This window comes from Streptomyces sp. NBC_01520, assembly GCF_045040375.1.
Taxonomy (GTDB): domain Bacteria; phylum Actinomycetota; class Actinomycetes; order Streptomycetales; family Streptomycetaceae; genus Streptomyces.
This window is the reverse complement of record NZ_CP109404.1, coordinates 428,125-451,502: the sequence shown is the minus strand read 5'-3', so window position 1 is coordinate 451,502 and position 23,378 is coordinate 428,125. Positions and strand designations below refer to the sequence as shown.

The following is a 23,378-nucleotide window of genomic DNA, read 5'->3' as shown; positions in this document are numbered from 1 at the left end:
AAGGGAAGCGGAGTCTTCGATGATGGAACCGAGCGCTCGTCCCGTACGGCTTTCTCCCGCCGGCCTGGCCGGCCTGCGCCGCCGGACAGGCAGCTATTCCGACAGGACCATCGCCGAAGCGTGCGCCATCGGCCTGTCGTACTGGGCGACCGGCCTCGGCCCCGACGGGATCGACCTCGCCCCCGGCACCCTGTTCGCCGACGTCCTCGGATGGGTCGACAACGGCGGTGCCGGGAGCGGCGGTTGGGAGATCGGTGCGGACGGCCGCAGCATCTTCCTCCCCGAGGGCGTCCGGCCGGCCGACGCGCAGCTCGCCCTGGACGACCTCGCGGACTTTCCCGACCGGCCCATCGGCAGCATCGGTCCGTCCAGCGCGGCCGCGCGGCTGGAGACCCTGGCCGGGTGGAACGACACGGACGCCGACCGGGCCCGCCCGACCCTGGTGGAGATGTTCCGCGAGCAGGCACGGGCCAGGCCCGACGCCGTCGCCGTCGTCGACGAGCACCGTTCGCTGACGTACCGTCAAGCTGCCGAACTGTCAGGTCAGTTGGCGCATCACCTGATCGAACGCGGACTCACCGCCGAACAGGTAGTCGGCATCTCGCTCGGCCGCTCCGCCGACATGGTGATCGGCCTGCTCGGCGTACTCCAGGCGGGCTGCGCCTTCGTGCCGCTCGATCCGCAGTGGCCCGCCGCACGCCGGGCCGTCGTCGTCGAGGACGCGCGGGTCGTCCTGCAGCTCAACAGCTCGGGCGAACACGGCCCGGGTGAACCGGAAGCCGTCGCCGTCGACCTCGGCGACTGGAAGTTCGGCTCCCACCCCGCCGAGGGCCCCCAGGTCACCGTCCCCGGCGCCGCGCTGGCCTACGTGATCTTCACCTCCGGATCCACCGGACGCCCCAAGGGCGCGATGATCCGTCACGAGGCGATCAGCGAGCGCCTGCTGTGGCAGGTCGACGAGATCCTGGGCTTCGGCCACGACGACGCCTCCCTCTTCAAGGCCCCGCTGTCCTTCGACATCTCCATCAACGAGATATTCCTGCCCCTGGTGTGCGGCGGCCGGCTGGTCGTCCTGCGGCCCGGCGGCGAACGGGACCCGCACCACCTGCTGAGCGTGATCGCCGAACAGCGCGTCACGTTCACATACCTGGTGTCGTCCATGCTGGACGTCCTGCTGGAGATCGCCGGCGACTCCGGGCGGCTGGACAGCCTGCGCCACGTGTGGTGCGGCGGCGAAGTGCTGACCCCGGAGCTCTACGAGCGGTTCCGCACCCGGCTCGACATCCCCATGTACCACGGCTACGGCCCCGCCGAGACGACGATCGGCGTCTCGCACGTCATCTACCGGGGCGAGGCCGAACGCCTGTCGACGTCCATCGGCAAGGCCAACCCCAACACCCAGCTGTACGTGCTCGACGACGAGCTGCGCCCCGTCCCGGTCGGCGTCGGCGGCGAACTGTACGTCGGCGGCTTCCTCCTGGGGCGCGGCTACGTCAACGCCCCCGGTCTGACGGCTTCCCGGTTCGTGGCGAACCCCTTCGCGGCGGACGGTTCCCGGCTGTACCGGACCGGTGACCTCGCGCGGTTCGTCCCGGACGGTTCGCTGGACTTCCTCGGCCGGGCCGACAACCAGATCAAGATCCGCGGCATGCGGCTGGAGATCGAGGACGTCGAGGCCGGACTCGCGGAACACCCCCGGGTACGGCACACCTGCGTCGTCGCGAAGAAGAACACCGCGGGCGGCACCTACCTGGTGGGATACGTCATCCCCGCCACCGGGAGCGAGGACCTGACAGCCGACGAGGTCAGGGCGTGGGCCGTCGAGCACATGGTGGAGTACATGGTGCCCACCCACACCGTCGTGATGAAGGAGTTCCCGCTCACCGCGAACGGCAAGCTCGACCGGGCGGCGCTGCCGGAGCCCGTGATCGGGGGCTCGGTCGTCGCACCCGTCACCGAGAACGAGCGCCTGGTGTGCACGGCCGTCGCGTCGGTGCTGCGGCTGGACGAGGTCGGCGTGGACCAGGACTTCTTCCGGCTCGGCGGAGACAGCATTCTGGCGATCTCGCTGCTGAGCGCGCTGCGCGAAGCGGGCGTCTACGTCACGGCACGGCAGATCTTCACCAACAGCGTCGTCGGCGCCCTGGCCGCCGTGGCGAGCCGTGAGGACGTCTCCACCGTCGAACACGCCGACGTGGCGACCGGATCCGTCGTGGGATCACCCATCGTGCAGTGGCTCGGCGAGACCACGGACGCCATCGACGGCTTCGTGCAGTCGATGGTGCTCAACACCCCGGCGGACCTGACCGCCGACGCCCTGGGCACGATCCTCACCACGGTCGTCGGACGGCACGACATGCTGCGGGCCCGGCTGGTGCGCGGTGACCGCTGGAGCTTCGACATCCCTGCCGCGGACCGGACCCTCGCCGGGTGGCAGGAGAGCGACCTGGCGCTCGACGCGTGCGTCGCGCTCGCCACCGAGGCGCTCGACCCCGACAATGGCGTGATGCTGCGCGCCGTCTGGCGCCAGGAGGCACGCCAGCTGGTGATCGTCGTCCACCATGTGGTGATCGACGGCGTGTCCTGGCGGGTCCTGATGGAGGACCTGGCCACGGCCTGGCGGCAGTACGCCTCCGGCGCCCGGGTCGAACTGCCCCCGGTGGGCACGTCGTTCCGGCGCTGGACAGAACTGCTCGGGCAGGCGGATTTCGACGCCGACCGTGCCTACTTCCGGCGTCCCCTGCCGGGAGCGGACGGACCGGTGGGCAGGCGCCCGCTGTCCGAGGCCGACACCGTCGCCCGGGAACGGACCCGGACCGTCTCGGTCGGCGCCGACGTCACGGCCGCGCTGCTCGGCGAGATCCCCGCGAAGTTCCACGCGGGCGTCAACGACGTCCTGCTGACCGCGCTCGCCGTCGGCCTCGCCCGGTGGCGCCGCGACCTGGGCCAGGACCAGACGTTCGCGCACATCGAGCTCGAAGGCCACGGACGTGAAGGCCGGTTCGTGGCGGACGCCGCGGGCTTCGAGCCGGAGCTGTCACGGACCGTCGGCTGGTTCACCACCCTGTTCCCGGTGACCGTGGACCCCGGCGCGGCAGCCGATCCCACCGCACCGGAGTACCTGGCCGCGGCGCTCAAGGCGGTCAAGGAAGACCTCGCCCGGGTGCCGGGCAACGGTGTCTCCTACGGCGCCCTGCGCTACCTGTCCGACACCGCCTTCGACGCGCCCGCACCCCAGGTGCTGTTCAACTACCTGGGCCGCTTCGACTCGGGCGCGTCCGGCGACTGGCAGCCCGCCGGTGCCACGGGGCAGTTGGGCGAGAAGCGTGACCCGAGGATGCGACTGCCGCGCTGCCTGGAGTTCAACGCCATCGCCGAACCCGCGGCGAGCGGCGAGTACGAGCTGGTCACCACCCTCTCCTGGCCCGACGGGATGTTCACCGACGAGGACATCACGACCGTCGGCGCCCACCTGCGCGAGGCCCTCGCCGGGCTGGCAGCCCTCGGCCAGGGAGGTCACTCTCCCAGCGACTTCGGCCCGCTGCCGCTCACACAGGCCGACGTCGACGCCCTGGACGGCCCCGAGCTGCGGGACATCCTGCCGCTGACCCCGTTGCAGGAGGGCCTGTACTTCCACTCGGTCTTCGACGACGACTCGGCGGGAAGCTACGTCGAACAGCAGCTGCTGACGCTGGACGGCGAGGTGGACGCCGGCCGGCTCGCGGCGGCGGCCACCAGGCTGCTGGAGCTGTACCCGAACCTGGCCGCCCGGTTCGTGGCCCTCGCCGACGGCCGGGTGGTCTCCGTGCTGGAGAGCGGCGCCGAAGCGCCCTTCACCACACTGGACCGCCCCGGCATCACCGACGCCGAGATCCGCGACCTCGCCGAGCGGGACCGCCGAGCCGGGTTCGACCTGGCCACCGGCCCGCTGATGCGGTACACACTCGTCCGCGCGGGCTCCGGCCGGAACGTGCTGGTGCAGACCGTGCACCACATCATCGCCGACGGCTGGTCGGTGCCACCGATGCTCCGCACCCTGCTGGCCGAGTACCACCGGCCGGGGACCGCCTACCGGATCGGCGGCTTCCCCGACTACGTGCACTGGCTCGCCGGACGAGACGAGGACGAGAGCGACCGCGTGTGGCGCGACCAGCTCGCCGACCTGCCCGGCCCGTCGCTGGTCGCCGAGGGCCACAGCCCCTCCGACCGGTTCGCCGACACCGCGGCGGAACCGGTCGACGACATCGACGCCGCCGCCCGCTCGGCCGGCGTGCCCCTCAGCGTGGCCGTGCACAGCGCCTGGGCGGTGACGCTGGGAGGCATCCTGCGGGGCAGGGACGTGGTGTTCGGCTCCACGGTGTCCGGGCGGGACGCGGACGTGCCCGGCATCGGGGACATGGTCGGCCTGTTCATCAACACGATCCCGGTGCGCGCCAGGTGGACCGGTGCCACCACGGCGGGCGAACTGCTCGCCTCGGTACGGGGACACCAGAGCGCCGTACTGCCGCACCAGCACGTCTCGCTGGCGAGGATCGGCAGGCAGTCCGGGCCCGGTGCCCGATTCGACACCCTCGTGGTGTTCGACGTCGCCACCGACGTGGACGCGCTGCGGACCCCCGGCGACGAGCTGGTCATCACCGACATCGTCAACGAGGGTGCCCCGCACTACCCGTTGACCCTGGTGGTGGAGCGCGCACTCGACGGCCGGCCCCGGTTCAACCTGATCTACGACGGCGAGCTGCTGCGGGAGACGACCGCCCAGGCCGTCCTGCGCACGTTCACCCGCACCCTCACCGGCCTCCTCACCCGGCCCGACGCCCCCGTCGGCGACCTGGCGGCCGACGACGCCCGGCGTCCCGCACGGATCACCCCGACGACCCTGGGCGGCCTGTTCGACGCCGCCGCGCACCGCGACCCGTCAGCGACCGCCGTCACCCGGTGCGGTCTCGACGGGGCCACCGCGTCAATGACCTACGGCGAACTGAAGGCGGCGAAGGACGAGCTGGCCTCGGCCCTGCGAGCCGCCGGGGTCGGCCCGGGCCGCCGCGTCGCCGTCGCCGTCCCGCGGTCCCTGGAACAGGTCGTCGCCCTCGTCGCGATCGTCTCCGCGGGCGGCGCCTACGTACCGCTGGACCTGGCGTACCCGGACGAACGGCTGGAGTACGTCCTCGCCGACGCCGCTCCGCAGGCCGTGCTCGTGGACCGCGAACAGCGGGACCGCTTCACGGAACTCCTGAGCCGGCTGCCGGACGTGGACGCCCGCGTGCTCGTGCTGGGCGACGAACCGCCGCAGGCGCCGCTGGAGAACCCCGGAGCGGAGGCGGCCGGCTGGCACGACCCCGCGTACGTGATCTACACGTCCGGGTCGACCGGCAGGCCCAAGGGGGTCGTCGTCCCGCACTCCAGCGTGGTGACGCTGCTCGCCAACACGCGGCCCGACATGGACTTCGGCCCGCAGGACGTGTGGGTCCAGTTCCACTCCTACTCCTTCGACTTCGCGGTCTGGGAACTGTGGGGCGCGCTGGCGCACGGGGGTGAGCTGCTGGTCCCGGACTACGCGCTGACCCGCTCCCCGGTCGACTTCCACCGGCTGGTCCGGGAGCGCGGCGTGACCGTGCTCAACCAGACCCCGTCGGCGTTCTACCAGTTCATCGAGGCCGACCGGCACGCCGACGGGCCGGCCACCGCACTGCGCCGGATCATCTTCGGGGGCGAGGCGCTGGATCCCGTACGGCTGCGCGGCTGGGCCGAGCGGCACGGCACCGCCTCACCCGAACTGGTCAACATGTACGGCATCACCGAGACCACCGTCCACGTCACCCACCGGGTGCTCACCGACGAGGACCTGGGCCACGAGGCCAGCCCGATCGGCGGCCCGATCCCGGGCCTGGTCACCTACCTGCTCGACGACCGGCTCCGGCCGGTGCCGCCCGGCAGGGTCGGGGCCATCTACGTAGCGGGCGACCAGGTGTCCCTCGGCTACCTGGGCAGGCCCGGGCTCACCGCGGGCCGGTTCGTGGCGAACCCGTTCGCCGACGACGGCTCCCGCATGTACCACACGGGCGACCTCGCCCGCCGGACGCTCGACGGTGAGCTGGAGTTCACCGGCCGCGCCGACGACCAGGTACAGCTCAAGGGATTCCGCATCGAGCTCGGCGAGGTCGAGTCCGCGATCAGAGAGCTCGACGGCGTGGTCGACGTGGCCGTCACCGCGGCGACCGGCGGCGACCACCTGGTCGCCCATGTCGTGGGCCGGGTGCCCGGCGACCTCACCGCGCTGCTGTCCGCGAAGCTGCCCGTGCACATGGTGCCGGGCCGGGTCCTGACGGTCGACGCGCTGCCGCTGACGGTCAACGGCAAGCTGGACCGCAAGGCCCTGACCGAAAGCGCCGTGCAGGACGACACCCCGGTGGCCGCATCGAGCGACTCCGCGCTCGGCGCGCTCGTCGGCATCTTCGCCGAGATCCTGCCGGGCGCCGCCGCCGACGGCGACACCGACTTCTTCATGGCAGGCGGCGACAGCATCGTCGCCATCACCCTCATCAACCGGGCCAGGGCGGTCGGCCTGGCCGTCGCGCCCCGGGACGTGTTCCTGCTCAAGACACCGCGCGCCCTGGCCGAACACCTTCGGACGCGCGCTCCGCAGGCCGCCGCACCCCTGCCCGCCCGCCGTGAGGACGGCCCCCTGACGCCGACGCCCATCATCCTGCGGCAGCGTGAACTGGGCGGCTCGCTCGCCCGGTTCGCCCAGGCCAGGGCACTGGTGGCGGCCGAAGGCACCACGTTCACCGATGTCGAACGCGCGGCGAACGCCGTCGTGGCCGCCCACCCGGCCCTCCGGCTGCGGCTGCGCGTCACCCACGGTGTGTGGGCCCTGCGCACCGAACCGGCCCGCGAGGTCACCGTCGTCCGGGCGGACACCGCCGACGTGACGACCGCGGCGAACGAGGCCGCCGGGCTCCTCGATCCCGAGGCCGGGGACGTCATCGCGTTCTCCTGGCTGGCGGCGAGCCGGACCCTGGTGGTCACCGTGCACCACCTCGCCGTCGACGCGGTGTCCTGGCTGGTCCTGCTGGACGACCTCGCCGTCGCCCTGCGCGGCGCGCCCCTCGCCCCGCCGACCACGTCCTACGCCGAGTACGCCGAGGCGCTGAGCTCCGTGTCCACCGGCGCGACCGACGACCTCGGCCACTGGATCACCACGCTCCAGGCCCCCGCGCTGCTGCCCGCCGTCACGGGGCTGCGCGAGACCACCGTCGTGCTCGCACCCGACGTGAGCGACCGGGTGACCCGTACCGCACCCGCCGTACTGGGCGTCGGCCTCACCGAACTGCTCTGCGGCGCACTGCGGACCGCGCTCACCCACGTCCAGCCGGCACCCACCGATCTCGCGATCGAGCTGGAACGGCACGGCCGGGTCCCGGCGCTGGAGCACCACGACTACAGCCGCACGGTCGGCTGGTTCACCTCCATCGCGCCCGTACGCCTCACCGCGCACACCGACCCCGTCGAGGCGGCACGCGAAGTCGCCGCACGCCAGCCGGACGAGCAGGGGCACGTCGGCTACGGCAGGCTCAGGTACCTCGACCCGCAGACGGCCCCGCTGCTGAACGCCCGCCCGCAGGTGCTGTTCAACTACCTCGGCAGGGGCGGCGAGTCCCAGGCGCTGCACCTCACCGGCGGGGACCAGGGCAGCCCGTACGCCGTCGAGGTCAACGCGTGGACCGACGACGCCACCGGAAGCCTGCACACCGCCTTCACCCTCGCCGACGGCATCCCCGACGAGATCGCCGGGCACTGGCGCGACGCCCTGGAACGCCTCGCGGACGCCTCCGCGACGGCCGAACGCACGGCACCGGTCACCCCGCTCCAGCGGGGCCTGTTCTTCCAGGCCCAGATGGCGGGCACGGCCGGACACTACGTCGCCCAGAGCTACTTCACCTTCGACCGGCGCCTGGACACCGACGCACTGGCCGAGGCGATGGCGTACGTGATCGCGCGGCACCCCGTGGTGGGCGCCGGCTTCACCACCGACGACGACGGAAACCCGGTCCAGGTCCTCAAGGCCGGCCGGCGGGTCGACGTCCGCACCGTCCTCCTGGAGACGGACGAGGAAGCCGAGGCCCTGCGTGTCCGGGACCGCGACACCGGCTTCGAACCGGACGAGTCACCGCTGATCCGGCTGACCGTGGTGCGCCTGCCCGACGACCGTGACGGCCTGCTGCTCAGCTACCACCTGCTGCTGTGGGACGGCTGGTCCCGGGAGATCCTGCTGCGGGACCTGTTCGACGCCTACCGGGCCGTCCTCGCCGGCGAACCGCTGGACGCCACCCCGGCCACGCCGAGCTTCGAGGACTACGCCCGGACGCTCGACGCCAGGGCCCCCGCCGTGTCGGAACGCTTCTGGGCGAAGCACCTGGCAGGCCTCACCGGCCCCACGCTCCTCGCCGGACCCAATCCGCCGCTCACGGACGACCTGCCGCGCGCGCTCGTGCACCAGCTGTCCGCCGAGCGGTCGGAACTGCTGCGGGAGGCGGCCAGGACGCACGGCGTCACACTGAACTCGGTGCTGACCGGCGCGTTCGGCCTCATGCTGGGCGCCCGTACGGGCCGCAGCGACGCGGTGTTCGGCGTGACCGTCTCCGGCCGTGAGGGCGAGGGACTCTCCGGCATCGTCGGCGTGCTCCTCAACACCGTGCCCATGTGGACCCGGGCCCGTCCGGACGACACGGTCCGCGCGTACCTGTCGGCCGTCCAGGCGGCCAGGGTCGAGGCGATGGAGCACGAGCACCTGGGACTCGGCGAGATCCAGCGGGCGAGCGGGCACGACAGCCTCTTCGACAACCTGTTCGTGCTCCAGAACTTCCTGGACATGGACGCGTTCGCCGAGATGAACGCCCGGCACGGCATCACCTCGGTGAAGGCCGACGACTCGACGCACTACCCGTTCACCTGGGTCGTGACCCCCGGCGACCGGCTCACCGTGAAGCTGGAGCACCGCGACGACGACACGGAGAACGCCCGCCGCCTCCTCGACGACTACCTGCGCGTGCTCGACGACCTGGCCCGCTCCACCGGCCCGGTCGGCGCACTGCGGGGCGTCGGCCCGGAGCCCGGGCCCGCCGAGCGCACCGAGGTCGGCACGGACACCGTCGTCGACCGGTTCGACCGGGCGGCCGACCGTGACCCCGAGCGGGTCGCCCTCGTCGCGCACGGCTCGACCACGACCTTCGCCGAACTCCGCGACCGCAGCCGCGCGGTGGCGGGCGTACTCGCCGCGCGCGGCCTCGGCCCGGAGACGACCGTGGGCCTCGCGATCCCGCGTTCGCCCGACTGGATCGTGGCACTGTTCGCCGTGCTGCGCGTCGGCGCCGCCTACGTGCCGCTGGAGCTCGACCACCCGGACGAGCGGATCGCCGCGATCGTCGACGGCGCCCGCCCGGACGTCATCCTCACCGTGAGCGCCGTGGCACCCCGGCTGACCGGCGACCTGATCGAGCTCGACCGCCCGCTGCCCGAGGCCGAGCCGTTCGTGACGTTCGCACCGGACGACCCGGACCGGCTGCGGCACCCCGCGTACACGATCTTCACCTCCGGATCGACCGGAAAGCCCAAGGGCGTGGTGACCGAGTACGCCGGTCTCACCAACATGCTGATCAACCATCAGCGCCGCATCTTCGAGCCGGTGCTCGCGGAGCACCGGAACCGGGTCTTCCGGATCGCGCACACCGTGTCCTTCGCGTTCGACATGTCGTGGGAGGAACTGCTGTGGCTCGCCGACGGCCACGAGGTGCACATCTGCGACGAGGAGCTGCGCCGCGACGCGCCCCGGCTGGTCGAGTACTGCCGTGAGCACGGCATCGACGTCATCAACGTGACCCCGACCTACGCGCAGCAGCTGGTGGCCGAGGGACTGCTCGACAATCCCGCACGCCGGCCCGCACTGGTGCTGCTGGGCGGCGAGGCCGTCACCCCGCGGCTCTGGCAGCGACTCGCCGAGACCGAGGGGACGGTGGGCTACAACCTCTACGGACCCACCGAGTACACCATCAACACCCTCGGCGTCGGCACCTTCGAATGCCAGGACCCGGTGGTCGGCGTCGCGATCGACAACACCGAGGTGTACGTGCTGGACCCATGGCTGCGGCCCGTGCCGGACGGGGTCCCCGGCGAGCTGTACGTGTCGGGCGTCGGCATCGCGCGCGGCTACCTGAGCCAGCCCGCCCAGACCGCGCACCGGTTCGTCGCGTGCCCCTTCGGCGCACCCGGCGAGCGCATGTACCGCACCGGCGACCTGGTGCTCCGCCGGACCGACGGGAACCTGATGTACCTCGGCCGCACCGACCAGCAGGTCAAGATCCGGGGCCACCGGGTCGAGCTGGGCGAGGTCGAGGCCGCGTTCGCGGCGCATCCGGCGGTGCGGTTCACCGCCGCGGTGGCCCAGCCCGCCCCGGAGGTCGACGGGGCGTACCGGCTGGCCGCCTACCTCGTGCTCGACGGCTCCGACCTGGCGACCGTCGCCGCCGAAGTGGGCGCCGGACTGCCGGACTTCCTGCGGCCGACGCACTACTCCCAGGTCGACAGCATCCCGCTGACGGTGAACGGCAAGGCCGACACCAAGGCGCTTCCCGAGGCCAAGCCGCTCGGCGTGCTGACCACGGCGGTCGAACGCGGCCCGGGGACGGAGACGGAGACCGTCGTCTGTGAATTCTTCGCCGAGGCACTGGACCTGGACGACGACGAGGTGAGCGCGGTGAGCGACTTCGTCTCCCTCGGAGGACACTCCATGCTGGCGGTGCGGCTGATCGGGCTGCTCCGCCGGGAGTACGGTCCTGTGATCACGATCCGCGACCTGCTCACCCTGCGAACCCCGGAAGCGATTGCCAGCCACCTTGATGACCACTCCTGACCCGCAGCGGCCCCGCCAGGGGGCCGACATCCTCCGGACCGCTCTGCGCCGCAACGTCGGCGCCATGACCCGGGGCACCGTCCTCATGGGCCTGTACCAGGCCGGTGAGACCGCCTTCCCCATCGCGCTCGGCCTGATCGTCGAACACTCCCTCCAGGAGCGGAGCCTCGGCTCGCTCGGCCTTTCGATCGGCGCGCTGGCCGTGATCATCACGACGGTCTCGCTGTCGTGGCGGTTCGGGATGCGCGTCCTGCAGGCGGCCAACACGACCGAGGCGCACCGCTGGCGGGTGCGGGTCGCGGCCTGCGGTCTCCAGCCGGTGGCCAGAGACGTCGACCTGAAGTCCGGCGAGGTGCTGACCATCGCCACCGAGGACGCCGACCAGACCGCCGACATCATCGAGGTGGTGCCGCTGCTGATCAGCTCGCTGGTCGCGGTGCTGGTCGCGGCGATCGCGCTGGGCCTGGCCGACCTACGGCTCGGCCTGCTGGTGATCGTGGGAACGGTCGCGATCCTGTCGGTCCTGAGCGTGATGTCCGGACGGATCGGCGCCAGCACCCAGGAACAGCAGGCCAGGGTGGCACGGGCCGGCGCGAAGGTCGCCGACCTGATCACCGGACTGCGCCCGCTGCACGGCTTCGGCGGCAACCACGCGGCGTTCGCGTCCTACCGCAGGGTCAGCACGGACGCGAAGCATCAGGCGATCACCGTCGCCAAGGTGAACGGCGCGTACGCGGGCACCGCACTGGCCCTCAACGCGGTCCTCGCCGCCGCCGTGACCCTGACGGCCGGCTGGCTGGCCTTCGAGCGACAGATCACCATCGGCGAGCTCGTCATGGCCGTCGGGCTGGCGCAGTTCATCATGGAACCGCTCAAGCTGTTCTCGGAGATGCCGAAGTACGTGATGATGGCGCGCGCGTCGGCCGAGCGGATGGCACTGGTGCTCTCCGCGCCGCCGGTGACGAACCCGGGAACGGGACTTCCGGCCGAGGGCGGGGACCTGGAGATCGACTGCGTACGGTACGGCTCGCTGCGCAGGCTGAAGTTCCAGGTGTCCGCCGGTGAGTTCGTGGCCATCGCCGCCTACCAGCCGCGCGCGGCAGCCGACTTCGCGTCGATCCTGGCCGTGAACATCCCGCCCCACGCGTACGAGGGCGCGATCCGGGTCGGCGGGCAGGACCTCACGGACCTGGCGATCGAGGCGGTACGCGAGCACATGCTGGTGAACCCGTACGACGCGGAGATCTTCGCAGGCACCCTCCGTACGAACATAGACCCGTCGGGCACCAGCCGGATGATCCCCGAAGCCGTCGAGGCGTCCATGCTGACCGACGTCGTGGCCCTCCACCGCGAAGGGCTCGACTACGGCGTACGCGACCGCGGGGCGAACCTCTCGGGGGGACAGCGGCAACGGCTGTCCCTGGCCCGCGCGCTCGCCGCCGACAGCGACGTCCTGGTCCTGCACGACCCGACCACGGCAGTCGACGCGGTCACCGAACAGCTCATCGCCCGCAACATCGCGAAGATGCGCCGGGGCCGCACCACCGTCGTGATCACCAGCAGCCCGGCCGTCCTGGACGCCGCCGACCGGGTGCTCGTCCTGGACGACGGAGTCATCACCGCCGAGGACACCCACCGCAACCTCCTCGCCACCGACGAGGCGTACTGCCTCGCCGTGGCCCGGTGAGCGGTGGGGTGTCCCGTACGGGCGGAGGACCGGGCCCCTCGTTCGGATCATGCCGGGCTCGCGGCGTCTCCGGCGTGATCCGAACGAAAGACCCTAGGCGAGCGTCCAGGCGACATCCCTGAGCAGGGCGTGCCGCCAGCCCGCCCGGTCGTGGTGCGACGCGGACCGTGAGACCCGCACGGTCGCACCGGCCTGCGCGGCGAGGGCTTCGGCGGGTTCGCAGTGGGGCAGCATGCGCGTCTCGTGTTCCCCCACGTCGAACGCGATCCGCAGGCCGGACAGATCGGGGCGCTCCCGCAGGCGCGCCGCGACGGTGCCGCCCGGCGGACCGCCCAGCGGGTCCGCCCGCTCCAGCGCGTCGGGGGTCCACCAGAACGACGCCGACTGGCAGGCGACACGGGACACCAGGTCCGGGAACTCCAGCGCCGCGTACATCGCGCTCAGCCCGCCGAGGCTCTGCCCGGCGACCACCAGCCGGTCCAGGTCGGCGGGTACACCGGACTCCGCCACCAGCGGCAGCAGTTCGTCCCGGACCGCCTCCCACAGTTCGGGCCCGCACCCGAATTCGGCCTCCCTGTCCTTCGTGGGTACGAAGACGAGCGTGACGGGCGGCATGTCGCCGGCGGCCACGGCCGAGTCGAACGCGGCCATGGCCGGGTGCAGGTACAGCCAGTCGTCCCCGTCGAGCAGCAGGACCACCGGCCCGCCGCCGCCCGCCGGATGGACCCGCACGGTGCGCCGCCCGCCGAGCCGCGCGCTGGTCCACCGGAGCCGGGTGCGGGGGAGGGGCAGGACGCCGTCGGCGCCCACGACGGGCCAGTGCGGCTGGTCCGGGGCGTCCGGGGTCGCGGCGATGGAACGGTCGGCGCCGGCGCCTGCCGGGTTGAACGGGTCGGCGTACGCCGCGTCGTCCGCGAGGAACTGATAGGTCACCCGCAGCCGTGCCGGCATGGGCACTTCGGCGTACCAGCAGTCCGTGTCGCCCCACCGGCGCAGGGGGACCGGCTCCGACCAGCTCTCGAAGCCGATGCTCGCCGGGGACCCGCGCCGGAGGAACAGGGTCACCCAGCCGCCGTCGTCGGCGGGTACGGACGCGGGTGTCCGTACCGCTGCCCAGAAGGCGTCGGTTCCCGGTGCGCCGGGGAGTCCGAACCCGGCGAAGGGGTTCTCCGGGCCGGCCGTGATGCCGGCTGCGGGACCGGTCATGGCCGGCTGGTGAGGTCGTCGGCCATGGTCCGGCCGAGCTCGCCGACGGGCACTTCGGTTCCGTCCTCGGAGCGGACCCGTTCGATCACCAGGCGCATGAACGTCTCCTTGTGAGAGGGAAGGGGAAAGGCTAAGCTCGCCTCAATTAGGCGAGCCTAACCTAATCGCGGCTTTCGCTTCCATCCCCGATCCACCTCCTGAACGGGCCCTCCATGTCCCTTGCCGAGCACCACGTCCACGGCCTCGTCGGCATAGGCGGGACCGTCCGGCCCCGGCCCGGTGGCCGTGTGGAGCGAATGCCGGGCGCGGGCCGCTGACCGGGCGTCAGTCACCGTGCACGGCGCCCCGGGGACCTGCCGACGGCCGGCCCCTCGCCGGTCGTCGCCACCGGACGGCCGGAAATCGCGATCCGGCCCGCCTTCGTCGCGACCCGCGGCACCGGCCGGCCCGGTGCGGGGAACCGCCGTACGGCGGGCCCGGGAACGGCCTTTGTGCCGGGTGCGGTTCGCCCGCGTACCCGGCACACCCTCGCCGACGTCCTGAAGAACACTCCCGGCACGGCTGCCATCGGCCGTGCCGTACCCGAGGAGGCACTGACACATGAGCACCAATCCGTTCGACGACCCCGACGGCCGATTCCTGGTCCTGGTGAACGACGAGGGTCAGCACTCGCTCTGGCCGGCCTTCGCCGAGGTGCCCGGAGGGTGGACGACCGTCTTCGACGAGAACAGCCGGGAGGCGTGCCTGGAATTCATCGAGGCCCGCTGGACGGATCTGCGCCCCCGCTCCCTCGCGGCGTCCACGGACGCCTGACCCTCCTTCGTACTGCGCTGTCGGCCGAGGCCGGTGCCGGAACGCCCGCCCGGCGCTCCCGCACCGGCCTTCGGCGTTTTCTGGCGGAACGTTTCCTGGCGGAACGTCAGACCTGTTGCGGGCCGTGGAGTTGCAGGCCGCGCGCCGCCGCTGCGGAAGGGTCCTGCGGCACTCGATCCCCGCTGGACGTCCGATTTAGGTAAGGCTAACCTTGGCTCGCTCGTTTCGTTGGAGCCGCTCTTCGTTCGTGGAACCGAGGAAGGAAAGCCTTGATCACGGCTACGCCGCGTCCTGCCCCGCTGCCGCATGCGCTCCTCGCGCCTGCACCCTCCGTGCGCTTCGCCCGCGTGGAGGACGCCGCAGAACTCGCCGACCTGTCCCAGCCCTTCATGCGCTCGGGTGCGCTGCGGGAGCGGCCCGCGTCGCTCTACGCCACCCGCACGGCCGACTTCCTCGTGGCGGAGGGCCCAGGAGGCCGCCTCGAAGCCTGTGCGGGCCTGTGCGTGCACCCCGCCGACCCGGGAGAGGACCGCGGACCCGCAGGCGTTCTCTACAACTTCTGCGTGGCCGGGCACAGACAAGGGTGCGGCGTGGGGGCGGTGCTCCTGCGCGCCGCACTGTCCGTGGCGCGCGCCCGGTCGCTCGGCGCCCTGTTCACGGCGACGACCGGCGGTGGCGGCCTCTTCCTGCGCTACGGGTTCGCGCCCGCGACGGCACGTCAGGCGCCGCGGTCCTGGGCGGAGTCGCTGGACCCCCGTCGCAACGCCCGCATCCTCGCGAGGCCCCTGTGACCGTCCACCCTCATGTACGTGCGTTCCGGTGGTCGTCGGCGGAGTCCGCGTATCCATGACGGGACCGGGCCCACCTCGTGCCGAATCCCGCCCCGGACAGGTGTCCGGGGCGGGGCGGGATTCGGGGTCCTGCGGGCCTTGTGCCGGCGGCGCGTCCTCCGACGGGTCGGGCCGGGGGCGCGAATCGGGGTCGCGGACCGGAATCGGACGGGGGTCAGACCGGGGCCAGGCCGTGGGCCGGGCTGGTGTCGGGCACCACGGTGGTGCCCGGTCCGGACTCTCCGAGGACGCCTCGCAGCACCGCGTGCGGCACCCGGCCGTCGAGGACGTGCGCGCTGCGCACGCCACCTCGGACGGCGCGCAGGCAGCCTTCCATCTTCGGCAGCATCCCGCTCGCCAGGCCCGGCAACAGCTCGTCCAGCGCGGCGGCCGTCAGGCGCTCGATCACCTCGGTGCTGTGCGGCCAGTTCGCGTACAGCCCCTCCACGTCGGTGAGCACCACCAGCCGTTCCGCTCCGAGGGCCACGGCCAGGGCCGACGCCGCGAGGTCGGCGTTGACGTTGTAGACCTCCCCGTCCTCGCCGCGTGCCACGGGGGAGACCACCGGGATGTGCCCCTGCTCCAGGAGGGTGCGCACCATGCCCGGGTTCACGTCCACGATGTCGCCGACGAGGCCGATGTCCACCGGCCGGCCGTCCACCCGGGCCTGCCGCCGCACAGCCGTCATGGTGTGCGCGTCCTCGCCCGTCATGCCCACGGCGAAGGGCCCATGGGCGTTGATGTGGCCGACCAACTCCCGCTGGACACTGCCGGACAGGACCATGCGCACCACGTCCATGGTCTCCGCCGTGGTCACCCGCAGCCCCGCCTCGAAGCGGGTCTCCAGGCCGAGCCGGTCGAGCATCGCGCTGATCTGCGGCCCGCCCCCGTGGACGACGACCGGGCGCAGGCCCGCGCGCCACAGCTCCACGACGTCCTGGGCGAACGACCGTTGCAGGCCCGCGTCCACCATGGCGTTACCGCCGAACTTGACGACGACCGTGCCGCGTCGCGGTTCCTCCGGCCGTGGCGGTGGCTCCGCCTCCGCGCGCTCGCCGGTGACCTGCCCCATGTCCGTCCCCACCCCGTTCACAGGCCGTGCCCGCTGTCGTGCGCGGTCGTCGTGCCGATCCCCACATCCGGATGCGACAGCCGGCGAGGGGTCTCCCCGCCGGTCGTGTCACTGGATCCGGCCTCCGCGGCCCGTACGGTCATGGTCTCCGTCTCTCATGGTGTCGGTGTGCATGACGTGTGCCGCTCGCGACGCGGTCACGCGTTCTTCGGCTCCCTGCACAGGAGAAGGCCGCGCAGCAGCCCGTCCGTCGCGCAGACCATGCCGCTGCGGGGCCCGGAGAAGCGCCAGGGCGTGTTCCTCGCCGGAGAAGTCGGCTACCGGCGACGTACGCGCCGTGGGGTCCGAACTGCCAAGAGTTCTTTAACTTAGCCTAACCTAAACAACGTGGTTCCTGGCGTCGGTCCGCCTGCCTTCCCCGGGGTCGTACGGAGTCAACTGCCGGGGCGCCGGGCTGACTCGTGCCCAGGTTCGGGAAATGAACGGAAGCAACTCGTTCTCCCTGGGCCGTCCCTAGGATCGATCACGGCTCCCGCCGCGGGGCGCGGGGGAACGACAGGAGGAGGGGGCCATGTCGAACATGTCCAGACACGGTGGACTGGCACGCCGTGCCGGGCCCGCCCGACCGGTACGAGCCGGATCGTGTCGCCGCGGGGCTGCGCACCCTGGCCGCCGCGACGAATCAGGTCCAGGCGGCCCGGGCCGGCTCGCTCCTGGGCTGTGGCGGCATCGTGCACGATCACAGCGGAGAGGTGTTCCCTGCGGCGGCCGAGGCGGCTCCGCTCCTCCTCGACATCGCGCGGCACGGGCACGTCGCGGCTCGGGACGCCGCGTTGGGGCTGCTGGACGAAGCGCTGTCCTTCGTTCCGCACCCCGCGTACGCACGGGCGGCGACACCCCACGGCGAGACGGTCCGGATCTGCTGCGCCGTAGCCGGTCATGTGCGGTCCCGGGCCGGCTTCCTCGCAGGTCTGGGGCGTACGGGCAAGGTGCTGCTGGCCGACGCGGCGGCGCACTGGCGCTTCGACGTCGAGGAATCAGTCGCCGACGGTGACGGCACGGCGGCCTTCGGACGTCTCGCGGGACGCCTCCCCGCCGGTACCCAGGCGGCGGAACTGCACAGGGACGGTTCCGTCACCGTCCTCGGCGCGGTGACCCTCGCCTATCCGTCGGGGCAGGACGGCCAGGAGAACTGTCTGCGCGTCATCGGCCTGCGACCCCGTGAACTGCTCCCTGGCGCACGGCTGTTTCCGGTGCGGTGCGAATCGTTCCTGCGGTGAATGTCCTGGGCCGTCCAGGTGAGCGACGGTTGTGCGGTCACCGGCGGGGGCCGGGGCAGCCGGTAGAACGCGGAGGGCCGGATCAGATGTCCGTTGCGGTACTTCCCGTTCGTACCCAGTGAAAGGTGTTCGTGATGAGCCGAGGACTGATCGTCGTGGATGTGCAGAACGACTTCTGCGAGGGAGGCAGAATTCCCGTCGCGGGCGGTGCGAGGATCGCGACGGCGATCGCCGATCTGGTGGAGCGGAGCGCGGGGGACGACTACCGGTACGTCGTCGCGACCCGGGACCACCACATCGACCCCGGGAGCCACTTCTCCGCGAACCCCGACTTCAAGGACAGTTTCCCCGTCCACTGCGTGGCAGGAAACGAAGGCGGTGAGTTCCACCCCCACTTCGCCCCCGCCGTCACCGGAGGCAAGGTCGACGCCGTCTTCTTCAAGGGTGCGCACAGCGCGTCCAAGAGCGGCTTCGAGGGCGCGGACGCGGAAGGTACCTCCCTGGCAGACTGGTTGCGTGCCCGTGGAGTGGAGGACGTCGACGTCGTGGGCATCGCAACGGACCACTGTGTGCGTGCCACCGCGCTTGACGCCGTCGCGGCGGGATTCCGGGCCCGCGTACGCCTGGACTACTCGGTCGGGGTCGCCCCCGACACGACCGCCGCTGCCGTGGACGACTTCCGCAGGGCAGGCATCGCGGTGTCCGGGGAGGCGCCCGTGGCGCGCTAGTCCACGGCACCGCGCCCGACACGGTGGACCGGCCGGCAGAGGCCGGTCCGCCACGGGGCAGGAAACCCGGTTCCCGGAGAGCTCGCCGCCGGGCGGCACGGGGCCGGCTGAACCCGTCCCGGCGTTATCACGCCCGGGACGCGCGGGCGTCTTCACGCCCGGAAACGCGGCGCCGCCACCGGTGCGGCGCCACCAGGACCACGACCGTCACGGCACCCACGGCACCCACGGCCCACACGACGGGGTCCCGGTGGGGCCGGCAGGGCAGGGCGGGCGACGCGTCGAGCGGGATGACCGCCAGGTCGTTGCCGGCGGTGCGGTCGTAGCGGTTGTACGTGCGGATGGTGCCCCGTGCGCCGGGTACCTGCCGGTCGATGCGGAAGTCGATGGCGGTCGTGCCCCCTTCGTCCAGCACCTCCATGAAGCCGCCTTGGCCGATGTCGCAGACGAACGCCCCGTCCGGGTTCTCCGGCCGGTCGCACGCCCATTCACCCTCCGAGTTCTCGAAGGTGTAGGGCACCGAGGTGACGGTGGTCCCCTCCGGCGGGACCACCTCGAAGCCGCCCAGGGTCCGCCCGTGCCACTTCCTCCAGCCCCGACGTGTCCACGGTCACCTTGACGTTGCGCTCCGGGCCGTCGCCGGGCGCGACGGCGACGGGTACGACGAAGTCGCTGTTCACGGCGGCGGCACCCTCGTCGGCGTCGTACACGCGGAAGTCCGCCGGGACTCCGAGCCGCAGCGCGACCCCGTCCGAGCCGTCGGCCGCCGCGGGCGCCGGCATCGTGGCGAGGACGGCGGCGAGAACCGCCGCCAGGGCGTCCGGGCGCCCGGTGACCGGTATCCGTATCCGTATCCGTATCCGTCGGAGCATGCGGGCACCTACGGCAGTTGACCCCGACGGTCCGGGTGTTCACCCGCCCCGGCGGACCGGCTGCGCACCGTGTGGTGCAGGGTTGACGTCGGCAGCCCGGAGGGCGATCCGGCCCACCGCACCCACCGCACGGGGAGAGCATCCGCATGAAGATCGTCGACGCGACGGTGGTCGTCACCGGCCCCGGCCGGAACTTCGTCACACTGAAGCTGACGACCGACGAGGGCCTCACCGGCCTGGGTGACGCCACACTCAACGGCAGGGAACTGGCCGTCGTCAGCTATCTCACCGACCATGTCGCCCCCCTGCTCATCGGTGGGGACCCGCACCGCATCGAGGACACCTGGCAGTTCCTGTACCGCGGTGCCTACTGGCGGCGCGGACCGGTGACGATGGCCGCCCTCGCCGCCGTCGACGTCGCGCTGTGGGACATCAAGGCCAAGGCCGCCGGACTTCCGCTGTACCAGCTCCTCGGAGGCGCGAGCCGCGAGCGCGTCCGTACGTACGGGCACGCCAACGGCCGCGACATCCCCGAACTGCTCGACTCCGTCAGCGCGCGCCTCGCCGAGGGGTACCCGGCGGTCCGCATCCAGTCGGGCATCCCCGGCCTGAAGGCCGTGTACGGGGTGCACAGCACGGACCGTGAAGGCGCGCCGGTGCTCCACCAGCAGGCCCGGCCCCTGGTCGAGGACTGGGACTCCGAGGCCTACCTCCGCCATGTCCCCGCGGTCTTCGACGCCGTCCGCGCGGAGTTCGGCGCCGAACTGCCGTTGCTCCACGACGTGCACCACCGGCTCACGCCGGTCCAGGCCGCCCGGCTCGGCAAGGACCTGGAGCCCTACCGGCCGTTCTGGCTGGAGGACTGCACGCCCGCGGAGAACCAGGAGGCACTGCGCACGGTCCGCCGCCACACCACCACACCGCTGGCCGTTGGCGAGGTCTTCAACACCGTGTACGACTACCAGACCCTGATCACCGAGCAGCTGATCGACTACGTGCGGTCCGCGGTCACGCACTTCGGCGGCGTCACACCGCTGCGGAAGCTCTTCGACTTCGCCGCGCTCTACCAGATCAGGACGGCCGTGCACGGCCCCGAGGACATCTCCCCGGTCGGAATGGCGGCGGCCGTCCACCTCGACCTCGCCGTCCACAACTTCGGCATCCAGGAGTACTCGGGCCACACAGCGCTCACCGAGGAGGTGTTCCGGCACGCCTACACGTTCACCGACGGACACCTGCACCCGGGCGAAGCACCCGGAATCGGCGTGGAACTCGACGAGCAGGCGGCGGCAGCCCACCCGTACGAGGCGGCCTACCTGCCCGTGAACCGTCTGCAGGACGGCACCGTCCACGACTGGTGAGCCCCCGGGTCGCGGGGGAGGTGCGCCCCATGCGCTCATGGAGCCTGGACGACATGCCCGACCTCTCCGGTACGACCGCGGTGGTCACGGGCGCGAACAGCGGGATCGGCGGGGTGACGGCGCCCCCGCACGGTGGCGGCCCGTCCGCCGGTGTCCCGTGCCTCGGCGCGGAGCCGCCCCGCCGCCTGCCGGCGCCGTGAGCCGTGTCTCACCCGGGCGGCGTGGCTTGCCTATGCAACCAGTTGCATAGAACGATCGGGGTATGGCGCTCGAACACGCGATCCTCGTCTCCCTGCTGGAGCAGCCGGGTTCCGGCTACGAACTGGCCCGGCGGTTCGAGCGGTCCATCGGCTATTTCTGGACCGCCACCCACCAGCAGATCTATCGCGTCCTCAAGCGCATGGAGGGCGACGGCCTCCTCGACGTCCGCGACGTGCCGCAGGAGCGCCGGCCGGACAAGAAGGAGTACTCCGTCGCCGCCCCCGGCCGCGACGCCCTCTCCCGGTGGCTGCACGAGCCGATCGAACCCGAGAGCATCCGGCACGACCTCGCCGTGAAGATCCGCGGCGCCGCCTTCGACGACCCGGCCGCGCTGGTCCGCGAGGTCGAACGGCACCACCGGATCCACAGCGACCGGCTGGCGCACTACCTCGCCGGCGAGATCCGTGACTTCACCGGGCCGGACGCCCCCGCGCCCTTCGACGCCGGCCAGGAGCTGCAGCACGTCGTGCTGCGCGGCGGCATCGCGTACGAGCGGATGACGATCGCCTGGCTCGACGACGTGCTCGCCACCCTCCACCGCATCGCCGGTGATCACCCACGCACCTGAACCGTTCCGTACCCCTCAAACCCCCGACTCCCGGAAGGCGGACCTCGATGACCGACCCGCTGCTGTTCAACCCGCGCACCTACGACCCGGCACACTTCGACCCCGAGACCCGCAGGCTGCTGCGTGCGACCGTCGGCTGGTTCGAGGACCGCGGCAAGCGCCGGCTGATCGAGGACTACCGGTCCCGTGCCTGGCTTGGGGACTTCCTCGCCTTCGCCGCAGAGGAAGGGCTGTTCGCCACCTTCCTCACCCCGTCGTCCGCCGCGGACCGGGAGGACCAGCGCTGGGACACCGCCAGGATCGCCGCGCTCAACGAGATCTTCGGGTTCTACGGTCTCGACTACTGGTACGCGTGGCAGGTGACCGTCCTCGGCCTCGGCCCGGTCTGGCAGAGCGAGAACAAGGCCGCCCGCACCCGCGCGGCGGAACTCCTCTCCCAGGGCGAGGTGTTCGCCTTCGGTCTTTCCGAGAAGGCCCACGGCGCCGACATCTACTCCACCGACCTGCTCCTGGAGCCGGCCGGCGACGGCGGCTTCCTGGCCACCGGCTCCAAGTACTACATCGGCAACGGCAACGCCGCCGGGCTGGTCTCCGTCTTCGGCCGCCGCACCGACGTCGAAGGCCCGGACGGCTACGTCTTCTTCGCCGCGGACAGCCGCCACCCCGCCTACCACCTGGTGAAGAACGTCGTCGACTCGTCCAAGTACGTCAGCGAGTTCCGCCTCGACAACTACCCGGTCGGCCCCGACGACGTCCTGCACACCGGCCGCGCCGCCTTCGACGCCGCGCTCAACACCGTCAACGTCGGCAAGTTCAACCTCTGCACCGCCTCGATCGGCATCTGCGAGCACGCGATGTACGAGGCCGTCACCCACGCGCACAACCGCGTCCTGTACGGCCGCCCCGTCACCGCGTTCCCGCACGTGCGCCGCGAACTGGCCGACGCCTACGTCCGGCTCGTCGGCATGAAACTGTTCAGCGACCGCGCCGTCGACTACTTCCGCTCGGCCGGACCGGACGACCGCCGCTACCTGCTCTTCAACCCGATGACGAAGATGAAGGTGACCACGGAGGGCGAGAAGGTCATCGACCTGATGTGGGACGTCATCGCCGCCAAGGGTTTCGAGAAGGACACCTACTTCGCCCAGGCCGCCGTCGAGATCCGCGGGCTGCCGAAGCTGGAGGGCACGGTCCACGTCAATCTCGCGCTGATCCTCAAGTTCATGCGCAACCACCTGCTGAACCCGGCCGAGTACGCACCCGTGCCGACCCGCCTCGACGCCGCCGACGACGCGTTCCTCTTCCGCCAGGGACCGGCCCGCGGCCTGGGCTCCGTACGCTTCCACGACTGGCGCCCCGCCTACGACGCGTACGCCGACGTGCCCAACGTCGCGCGCTTCCGGGAGCAGGCGGACGCCCTGTGCGACTTCGTCGCCGACGTCGCACCCGACGAGGAGCAGAGCCGCGACCTCGACTTCCTGCTCTCCGTGGGCCAGCTCTTCGCACTCGTGGTGCACGGACAGCTCGTCCTGGAACAGGCCCGTCTCACGGACCTGGACCAGGACGTGCTCGACGAACTGTTCGCCGTGCTCGTACGCGACTTCTCCGCCCACGCGGTGGAGCTGCACGGCAAGGAGTCGGCCACCGGCGCGCAGCAGAGCTGGGCACTCGGCTCGGTCCGGCGGCCCGTCGTCGACGCGGCCCGCTCGGCACGCGTCTGGGAGCGTGTCGAGGCCCTGTCCGGGGCGTACGAGATGGCGCCGTAACCACGCGGACCGGGTGCCCGCCGGG

The 23,378-nt window shown here is 72.0% G+C and carries 15 protein-coding genes; 10 read left to right on the top strand and 5 right to left on the bottom strand.

The genetic code is table 11. The annotated features are described in order from the left end of the window. Positions 1–19: 19 nt before the first annotated feature. Both OG524_RS01975 and OG524_RS01970 read left to right on the top strand, forming a co-directional pair. The gene (locus OG524_RS01975) at positions 20–10,909 is read left to right on the top strand and encodes an amino acid adenylation domain-containing protein (RefSeq protein ID WP_405808754.1); all 10,890 of its coding nucleotides are present in this window, start codon (positions 20–22) and stop codon (positions 10,907–10,909) included. Continuing rightward, positions 10,896–12,596, top strand: a complete 1,701-nt coding sequence (locus tag OG524_RS01970; RefSeq protein ID WP_405392721.1) for an ABC transporter ATP-binding protein — start codon at positions 10,896–10,898, stop codon at positions 12,594–12,596. Before OG524_RS01975 ends, OG524_RS01970 begins: the two co-directional genes overlap by 14 nt. Before the next feature lie 93 nt (positions 12,597–12,689). Here OG524_RS01970 and OG524_RS01965 read toward each other — a convergent pair whose 3' ends face one another. Then, complete coding sequence (locus OG524_RS01965) at positions 12,690–13,802, bottom strand: alpha/beta hydrolase-fold protein (RefSeq protein WP_405392722.1); 1,113 nt, start codon at positions 13,800–13,802, stop codon at positions 12,690–12,692. Between the two features lie 600 nt (positions 13,803–14,402). Between OG524_RS01965 and OG524_RS01960 the strand changes: the two genes are divergently transcribed. Then, a complete protein-coding gene (locus OG524_RS01960) occupies positions 14,403–14,615 on the top strand; it encodes an MbtH family protein (protein WP_405392723.1) in 213 nt (70 codons plus the stop codon). A gap of 269 nt (positions 14,616–14,884) precedes the next feature. Continuing rightward, a complete protein-coding gene (locus OG524_RS01955) occupies positions 14,885–15,406 on the top strand; it encodes a GNAT family N-acetyltransferase (protein WP_405392724.1) in 522 nt (173 codons plus the stop codon). Between the two features lie 214 nt (positions 15,407–15,620). Here OG524_RS01955 and argB read toward each other — a convergent pair whose 3' ends face one another. Both argB and OG524_RS01945 read right to left on the bottom strand, forming a co-directional pair. Next, positions 15,621–16,517, bottom strand: coding sequence for an acetylglutamate kinase (gene argB, locus OG524_RS01950; RefSeq protein ID WP_405392725.1), 897 nt, complete (start codon positions 16,515–16,517; stop codon positions 15,621–15,623). Positions 16,518–16,534: 17 nt separating this feature from the next. Further along, positions 16,535–16,660 (bottom strand): hypothetical protein, encoded by a 126-nt coding sequence (locus tag OG524_RS01945; RefSeq protein WP_405392726.1) that lies wholly within the window; start codon positions 16,658–16,660, stop codon positions 16,535–16,537. Between the two features lie 450 nt (positions 16,661–17,110). Here OG524_RS01945 and OG524_RS01940 point away from each other — a divergent pair, with 450 nt between their 5' ends. Both OG524_RS01940 and OG524_RS01935 read left to right on the top strand, forming a co-directional pair. Further along, on the top strand, positions 17,111–17,797 hold the full coding sequence (locus tag OG524_RS01940; protein ID WP_405392727.1) for a hypothetical protein: 687 nt from the start codon (positions 17,111–17,113) through the stop codon (positions 17,795–17,797). Positions 17,798–17,931: 134 nt separating this feature from the next. After that, positions 17,932–18,525, top strand: coding sequence for an isochorismatase family protein (locus OG524_RS01935; RefSeq protein ID WP_405392728.1), 594 nt, complete (start codon positions 17,932–17,934; stop codon positions 18,523–18,525). Positions 18,526–18,652: 127 nt separating this feature from the next. On the opposite strand, the gene OG524_RS01930 is transcribed toward OG524_RS01935, so the two are convergent. Both OG524_RS01930 and OG524_RS01925 read right to left on the bottom strand, forming a co-directional pair. Next, on the bottom strand, positions 18,653–19,045 hold the full coding sequence (locus OG524_RS01930; protein WP_405808750.1) for a hypothetical protein: 393 nt from the start codon (positions 19,043–19,045) through the stop codon (positions 18,653–18,655). Continuing rightward, on the bottom strand, positions 19,014–19,397 hold the full coding sequence (locus OG524_RS01925) for a hypothetical protein (protein WP_405808748.1): 384 nt from the start codon (positions 19,395–19,397) through the stop codon (positions 19,014–19,016). Before OG524_RS01925 ends, OG524_RS01930 begins: the two co-directional genes overlap by 32 nt. 146 nt (positions 19,398–19,543) lie before the next feature. Here OG524_RS01925 and manD point away from each other — a divergent pair, with 146 nt between their 5' ends. From manD to OG524_RS01905, 4 genes are all read left to right on the top strand, one after another. After that, positions 19,544–20,758 carry a D-mannonate dehydratase ManD gene (gene manD / locus OG524_RS01920; RefSeq protein ID WP_405392730.1) on the top strand — a complete coding sequence of 405 codons (1,215 nt, stop codon included), beginning with the start codon at positions 19,544–19,546 and terminating at the stop codon, positions 20,756–20,758. A gap of 29 nt (positions 20,759–20,787) precedes the next feature. After that, positions 20,788–20,958: a hypothetical protein gene (locus OG524_RS01915; protein WP_405808746.1), complete on the top strand. Its 171-nt coding sequence runs from the start codon at positions 20,788–20,790 to the stop codon at positions 20,956–20,958. Positions 20,959–21,020: 62 nt separating this feature from the next. Next, positions 21,021–21,587 carry a PadR family transcriptional regulator gene (locus OG524_RS01910; RefSeq protein ID WP_405392732.1) on the top strand — a complete coding sequence of 189 codons (567 nt, stop codon included), beginning with the start codon at positions 21,021–21,023 and terminating at the stop codon, positions 21,585–21,587. Positions 21,588–21,634: 47 nt separating this feature from the next. Continuing rightward, entirely contained in the window at positions 21,635–23,353 is a 1,719-nt protein-coding gene (locus OG524_RS01905; RefSeq protein ID WP_405808744.1) for an acyl-CoA dehydrogenase family protein, read from the top strand. Positions 23,354–23,378: the final 25 nt, after the last annotated feature.

What these genes read in the sequence shown, in the direction of transcription:
- argB (WP_405392725.1), bottom strand. Translation starts at nt 16,517, where the DNA reads ATGGGGCAGGTCACCGGCGAGCGCGCGGAGGCGGAGCCACCGCCACGG.
- OG524_RS01910 (WP_405392732.1), top strand. Translation starts at nt 21,021, where the DNA reads ATGGCGCTCGAACACGCGATCCTCGTCTCCCTGCTGGAGCAGCCGGGT.
- manD (WP_405392730.1), top strand. Translation starts at nt 19,544, where the DNA reads ATGAAGATCGTCGACGCGACGGTGGTCGTCACCGGCCCCGGCCGGAAC.
- OG524_RS01960 (WP_405392723.1), top strand. Translation starts at nt 14,403, where the DNA reads ATGAGCACCAATCCGTTCGACGACCCCGACGGCCGATTCCTGGTCCTG.
- OG524_RS01915 (WP_405808746.1), top strand. Translation starts at nt 20,788, where the DNA reads ATGCGCTCATGGAGCCTGGACGACATGCCCGACCTCTCCGGTACGACC.
- OG524_RS01925 (WP_405808748.1), bottom strand. Translation starts at nt 19,397, where the DNA reads ATGCTCCGACGGATACGGATACGGATACGGATACCGGTCACCGGGCGC.
- OG524_RS01965 (WP_405392722.1), bottom strand. Translation starts at nt 13,802, where the DNA reads ATGACCGGTCCCGCAGCCGGCATCACGGCCGGCCCGGAGAACCCCTTC.
- OG524_RS01970 (WP_405392721.1), top strand. Translation starts at nt 10,896, where the DNA reads ATGACCACTCCTGACCCGCAGCGGCCCCGCCAGGGGGCCGACATCCTC.
- OG524_RS01945 (WP_405392726.1), bottom strand. Translation starts at nt 16,660, where the DNA reads ATGACCGTACGGGCCGCGGAGGCCGGATCCAGTGACACGACCGGCGGG.
- OG524_RS01905 (WP_405808744.1), top strand. Translation starts at nt 21,635, where the DNA reads ATGACCGACCCGCTGCTGTTCAACCCGCGCACCTACGACCCGGCACAC.
- OG524_RS01935 (WP_405392728.1), top strand. Translation starts at nt 17,932, where the DNA reads ATGAGCCGAGGACTGATCGTCGTGGATGTGCAGAACGACTTCTGCGAG.
- OG524_RS01975 (WP_405808754.1), top strand. Translation starts at nt 20, where the DNA reads ATGATGGAACCGAGCGCTCGTCCCGTACGGCTTTCTCCCGCCGGCCTG.